This window comes from Xanthomonas cannabis pv. cannabis, from assembly GCF_000802365.1.
GTDB lineage: Bacteria > Pseudomonadota > Gammaproteobacteria > Xanthomonadales > Xanthomonadaceae > Xanthomonas > Xanthomonas cannabis.
Window position 1 is genome coordinate 1 of record NZ_JSZE01000166.1, and the last position, 5,854, is coordinate 5,854.

General features: G+C 66.9%; 5 protein-coding genes. 2 read left to right on the plus strand and 3 right to left on the minus strand.

Annotated features, from left to right (window positions below):
• Window positions 1-202 (minus strand): hypothetical protein (locus tag OZ10_RS22960; protein ID WP_236727004.1); only part of this gene is annotated, 202 nt, incomplete at its 3' end.
• On the opposite strand from OZ10_RS22960, the gene OZ10_RS19245 reads away from it, so the two are divergent.
• Both OZ10_RS19245 and trxC read left to right on the plus strand, forming a co-directional pair.
• Window positions 201-566 (plus strand): DUF1428 domain-containing protein, encoded by a 366-nt coding sequence (locus OZ10_RS19245; protein WP_039410146.1) that lies wholly within the window; start codon window positions 201-203, stop codon window positions 564-566. The two genes, OZ10_RS22960 and OZ10_RS19245, sit on opposite strands and share 2 nt — an antisense overlap.
• Window positions 567-736: 170 nt before the next feature.
• The gene (gene trxC, locus OZ10_RS19250; protein WP_039410113.1) at window positions 737-1,183 is read left to right on the plus strand and encodes a thioredoxin TrxC; all 447 of its coding nucleotides are present in this window, start codon (window positions 737-739) and stop codon (window positions 1,181-1,183) included.
• 106 nt (window positions 1,184-1,289) lie between these two features.
• On the opposite strand, the gene OZ10_RS19255 is transcribed toward trxC, so the two are convergent.
• Complete coding sequence (locus OZ10_RS19255; RefSeq protein WP_039566639.1) at window positions 1,290-3,656, minus strand: TonB-dependent receptor; 2,367 nt, start codon at window positions 3,654-3,656, stop codon at window positions 1,290-1,292.
• Between the two features lie 507 nt (window positions 3,657-4,163).
• On the minus strand, window positions 4,164-5,854 hold a 1,691-nt coding region (locus OZ10_RS19260), incomplete at its 5' end, for a PAS domain-containing sensor histidine kinase (RefSeq protein WP_039566640.1).

The window sequence follows — 5,854 nt, forward strand, 5'->3', positions numbered from 1 at the left end:
ATCGCCCGCTGGGCGAGCTCGACACGGCACATGTCTTATGCGAGCGCGAGCAGTGCTCGGCAGCGCAATGCGCCGTATGCTCGCCAGCAAGCGCACCGGCGTCATGACGCCGCCCCACTCCTGCCGCCCCCCGTTCCAGCATCAGGATCTGTCTCGTCATCATCAGGCGCACGCCGTGCGTCATGTCAGCGGAGGTGGTCATGTCGTATGTGGATGGTTTTGTCCTTGCAGTCCCCAGAGCGAACAAGGATGCATTTATCGCGCACGCCCGCATGGGCGATGCAATCATCATGGAATATGGCGCACTCCGCGTGGTGGAGTGCTGGGGCGACGACGTCCAGCAGGGGCAATGGACCGACTTCCAGCGTGCGGTCGATGCCACCGACGACGAAACCGTGGTGTTCTCGTGGATCGAATGGCCGGACAAGGCCACCCGCGATGCCGGCATGCGCAAGATGATGGACGACCCGCGCATGGACCCGGCCGTCAACCCGATGCCGTTCGATGGCAAGCGCATGATCTATGGCGGCTTCGTGCCGGTGGTGGCCTTGGGCCAACCGGCCTGAGCGATGCCGGGCGATGGCGGCATGCCTCCTGCATGCCGCCATCGGCAGTGCCAGCTCGCCTGCGGTGTTGCACACAGGCGTCTGCGCCGTGATCGGTACACTGGCGGTGCGCCGTTGCGCGCGCCGCGAGGGCGCCGCCGCTGGACTGCCTGACCATCGGAGATCACTGCATGACCGACGCACCGCTTCTGATCGCCTGCCCCAGCTGCGCAGCGGTGAATCGCGTGGCGGCCACGCGCCTGCACGAGGCGCCCAACTGCGGCAGCTGCCACCGGCCGCTGTTCCAGCGCGCGCCCGTCGCCTTATCGGCGGCCGACTTCGACAAGCACGCGGTACGCAGCACGCTGCCGCTGGTGGTGGATTTCTGGGCACCGTGGTGCGGGCCGTGCCTGAGCATGGCGCCGCAATTTGCCGCAGCCGCCGCCACGCTGGAGCCACAGGTGCGGCTGGCCAAGGTGGACACCGACCTGCATCCGGCGCTGGGCACGCGCTTTGGCATCCGCAGCATCCCCACGTTGCTGGCCATCCAGGGCGGGCATGAGATCGGCCGGCATTCCGGCGCAGTGAGCAGTGCGCAGATCGTCAGCTGGGTGCGGTCGGTCCTGAGCAAGCGGTGAGGCAACAGAAAGGCCAGCTGCGCATGCACGCAGCTGGCCTGTGGACACACGGCAATTATCACTGCGACGCATCCACCGCAGTGACTGCAGTCAAGGTGTCAACCCATCATTGCCAGTTGACGTTAACCGACACGCCCACGATGCGCGGCTCGTTGTACACCGCCGCCATGTAGTTTTCGATCACGCCCTTGACGTTCTTTTCGTTGGTGATGTTGCGCGCAAACGCCGCTACTTCCCACGCTCCGTAGCCGCCGGTGTAACCCAGCTTGAGGCCGCCTTCGAAGTTGCCGTCGGCGCGGAACTCGGTGGAGTCGTACAGCACGAAGCTGGTCTCGCCCTGCTTGTTCCAGTCGGTGGACACGAAGAACGCGCCATCGTTGCCCATGGGGATGTCGTAGCGCGCAGCCAGGTTGAGGTTGTACTTGGGCGCGTTGGGCAGCGGGTTGCCGTCGATCTGCGCAAAGGTGTTGGCGCCCACGCGGATGGTGGGGTCGTCGACCGTGCACACCACCACGCCATTGAGCGCGCAGGCCTGCGCGAACACGCGCTTGTCGTTGATTTCGCTGTGCAGCAGGCTCAGGCCGGCGGTGAGCGAGAGGTTGGAGATCGGGCGCCAGTCCAGGTCCGCTTCCAGACCGTAGGCCTTGGCCTTGTCGGCATTGAACAGCACACCATTGCCGTCCGAGTCGTTGCCGTTGAGCTGGATGTCATCGACGGTGTAGGTGAAGCCGCTGACATTCAACCGCAGGCGATTGTCGAACAGGCTGCTCTTGATGCCGGCCTCCCACGACAGGATGGTTTCCGAATCGGCGGTGGTGAAATCCGAATTGAACACTGCGCTGCGGCCCTGGATGGTGGGGCCGCGGAAGCCGCGTGCCACGCGTGCGTACACGCTCAGCTGCGGGTCGATTGCATACATCGCGCTCAGGTCCCAGCTGGGCTGGGTGTCGGACATGCGCACGTCGCGACGGCCACGGTAGGTCACCGCACCGGCGGCGGTGTCGGCGGTCTTGAGCAGGCGGGTTTGCTTGGTGTCCTTGGTCTGGCGGATGCCGGCGGTGAGCGTCAGCGCGTCGGTGGCCTTGTAGCTGAGCTGGCCGAAGCCGGCCCACGAGGTATTGGTGTTGCGCAGGCGCACCCAGTTGTTCGGGTTGCGCGCGGCGGTCTGCAGGAAGAAGGCACGCTGATAGAAATCGGTGGTGTCGCGGCCATCGAAATAGAACGCGCCCATCTGCCATTGCAGCGCGGCGTCGCCTTCGCTGGCCAGGCGCAACTCATGGGTGTACTGGTCCAGGTCGCGGATCTGCCCCATCGACTGGCCGAACCCGTTCGGCACGCCGTTGACCGGGAAATTGGAAGCCGCGCCGCCATCGGTGTCGCCACGGCTGAAGCCGGAGGTGGTTTCGTAGGCGGTGATGGAGGTCAGCGACACGCCACCGAAATCGTAGACCGCCTTGATCGAGCCGCCGTCGGTTTGATAGGCCTGCGGGTTGTCGTGCGCTTCATCGTAGGCCACGCGGTCGCGCGGCACATCGACCTTGTCGCTGCCGCGGGTGACCGCGTTGCGCAGGAACAGCGTGGAGGTGCCGTCGTAGTCGCGCGTGTGCACCGAGCCCAGCAGCGAGAACGCATCGCTGGGCTTGAGCAGCACCTGCAGGCGCACGTTGCGGTCGTTGTAGCCGCCCATGGCGTCCTTGCGCGGGGTACGCGTGCCATCGGCGCTGCTGCCGGCAAAGGTGTTGTCCACCCAATCGTCGCGGTGCTGATACAAGGCCGACACGCGGAACGACAGCACGTCGTTGATCGGCCCACCGAAACCGCCGTCCAGCGACACGGTGTTGTAGCTGCCGTAGCTGGCATCGAGACGGCCGGTATAGGTATCGCCCGGTTTGACGGTGTCGAACTTGACGATGCCGGCGGTGGTATTGCGGCCGAACAGAGTGCCCTGCGGGCCGCGCAGCACTTCGACCTGGTCCACGTCGTAGACCGGGTTGGACTTGAGCACCACGTGCTCCAGCACCACGTCGTCCTGGATGATGGACACCGGCTGTGAGGCGCCCAGGTAGAAGTCGATATTGCCCAGGCCGCGGATATAGAAGCGCGGGAAGATGCGCCCGGTGGTGGTCTCGGCATAGAAGCCCGGCACGCGGCCGGACAGCGCCAGCAGCGTGTCGTCGCCACCGGCGGTGTACTCGCGCATCGCCGCGCCCTGCACCACGCCCACCGATACCGGCACCTCCTGCAGGTTCTGCTCGCGGTGCTCGGCGGTGACGGTGACGGCATCCAGCGCGGTCGGGCTGCCCTCGCCCTGGCTGCTCGGCGCTTGCTGCGCCGATACGGCGGCCGCCATCGAGGCCAGCAGCAGGCCGGCGCAGGCACGCGCCAGCGGCGTGCGCTGCGGAGCGGTGCTGCGAGCAGCGGCGTGCGGGGCGGCGGACGTCAGCGACGGGGAGACAGACGAGTACAACGACATGCGGGAGGATCCTTGGGATGAGACGCGGAAGTGAGTGCGTTCGGCATGGGCATGCCGGAGGGAGGCGCAGCATGGCGCCGCGCGCACGATATGTCAGCAATGTTGCAGCGGCGTGGCAGACGTCCACCGACGCAGATCGGTGCGGTTGCGGACGCCATTCCACCGCGCGCAGCACCTCGCACCCTCCTGCCTCGCCCGGCCGCGACCTGTCATGCTGGCAGGGCTGGCGCCGCGCCAGGGCTGAGCATCGGGGAACTGGCTTGAAACACTGGCAGCCCGCGAAAAGGCAGGTCTGGCAGTGGTCGCCAAGGAGAGTCACTTTCTGGTGGCCACGTTGGTGCGCGACGACGCCGGTGCCGTGGTCGTGCCGTATCGCCGCATCGCGGTTGCCTGGCACTGCGCAGCTCGCGGCAGACACAACGCCATGCGAGCCGCACAAGCGCGCCGTCGCGCTGCGGCGCCATTGGGTGAGGTCGCGGCAACCGCAGCGGCGCGCGCCGCTGCGCCCTACGTGCGCGCCTGCGCGCTGCTGTCGAGCATCTGCCCGACCGTGTTGAGCAGGTCGTTGAGGCTGAAGGGCTTGGGCAGCAGAGCCATGCCGTCGGCCAGAAATTCCTGCCGGGTGATTGCGTTTTCGGCGTAGCCGGTGATGAACAGGATCGGTAACGCGGGCCGCAACGTGCGCGCCACATCGGCCATGTCGCGCCCGTTCATGCCCGGCAGACCGACATCGGACACCACCAGGTCGATCGGCACATCGCTGCGCAGTTGCTCCAACGCACCGATGGCATCTTCGGCTTCGATCACCTGATACCCGGCGTCGCTGAGCACCTCGCTCACCATCATGCGCACCACATCGGTGTCGTCCACCAGCAGGATGCGCTCGTTGCGCGTGCGCGGCGTGCTCGGCGCCGGCGCCGGTGCCACTTCGCCTGCCGACAGCCCCCGCGGCAGCAGCAACGCCACCGTGGTGCCCTGCCCGACCTCGCTGCTGATCCGCGCGGTGCCACCGGACTGGCGCGCAAACCCGTAGGTCATCGATAGGCCCAGCCCGGTGCCTTCGCCGATCGGCTTGGTGGTGAAGAACGGCTCGAAGACCTGGCTGAGGATGGCCGGCGCGATGCCGCTGCCGTTGTCGATGACGTTCACCGCCACATATTCGCCGTCCTCCAGCTCGGGGTCCTGGTGCGCGGTATAGGCGGCCGTCTGCACACGGATGGTGCCGTGCCCCTGCAGTGCGTCGCGGGCGTTGATCACCAGGTTGAGCACCACGTTCTCGAGCTGGTTGGCGTCGGCAATCGCCACCAGCGAGGCGTCGGCCAGCTCCAGCTCCAAGGCGATGTTCTCGCCGATGGAACGGTGCAGCATGTCTTCCAGCGAGCGCACCCGCAGGTTGACGTCGAACGGTTGCGCATCCAGCGATTGCTTGCGCGCAAACGCCAGCATGCGCTGGGTCAGTGCCGCCGCGCGGTGCGCCGATCCGGTGGCGATCTCGGCCAGCCGCGGCACCCGCTCGATGCGGTTGGATTCCACCGCCAGCTGGATCATGTCCAGGCCGGAAATGATGCTGGTCAGCAGGTTGTTGAAGTCATGCGCGATGCCGCCGGTGAGCTTGCCCAACGCTTCCATCTTCTGCGCCTGCAGCAGCTGGATTTCGGTGCGCTGGCGCTCGGCGATCTGGTGCGCCAGTTCGGTGGTGGCGGTATCCAGCTCCTGGCGCTGTTCGCGCTCGCGCAGGCGTTGCTCGGTGACATCTTCCACCAGCAGCAGGCCCAGGTCCGGCTCGCGGTACGGCGACACCCGCCATTCGGTCTCGCACAGCTTGCCCTCGCGCAGGAGCGACACCGCGCCGCTCCAGCGCTCACGCCGGGCCAGTGCGGTGGTCAGCGCCTGCACCGTGGCCGCCTGATCCAGCCCGGCCGCACGAATCGCCTCGCCCGGCGTGGCGCTGCCGATCAGGCGCTGGAAGGCCGCGTTGAGTTCGTGCGTCTGCAGGTTGGCATCGACCACGGCAATCGGCGCGCTGATGTGTTCGAACATCTCGCGAAAGCGTGCCTCGCTGACCCGCAATGCCTCCTCGGCGTTGCGCGCGCGCAACAGCGTACGCAAGGTGGCGACCAGCACGTTGGGGTCGACCGGATGGATCAGGTACGCATCCGCGCCGGCATCCAGGCCGGTGATCATGTCGCCGGTGGCGA

Bases quoted from the DNA above. Each gene is read 5' to 3' on its own strand.
- OZ10_RS19255 (WP_039566639.1), bottom strand. From the start codon at position 3,656: ATGTCGTTGTACTCGTCTGTCTCCCCGTCGCTGACGTCCGCCGCCCCG.
- trxC (WP_039410113.1), top strand. From the start codon at position 737: ATGACCGACGCACCGCTTCTGATCGCCTGCCCCAGCTGCGCAGCGGTG.
- OZ10_RS19245 (WP_039410146.1), top strand. From the start codon at position 201: ATGTCGTATGTGGATGGTTTTGTCCTTGCAGTCCCCAGAGCGAACAAG.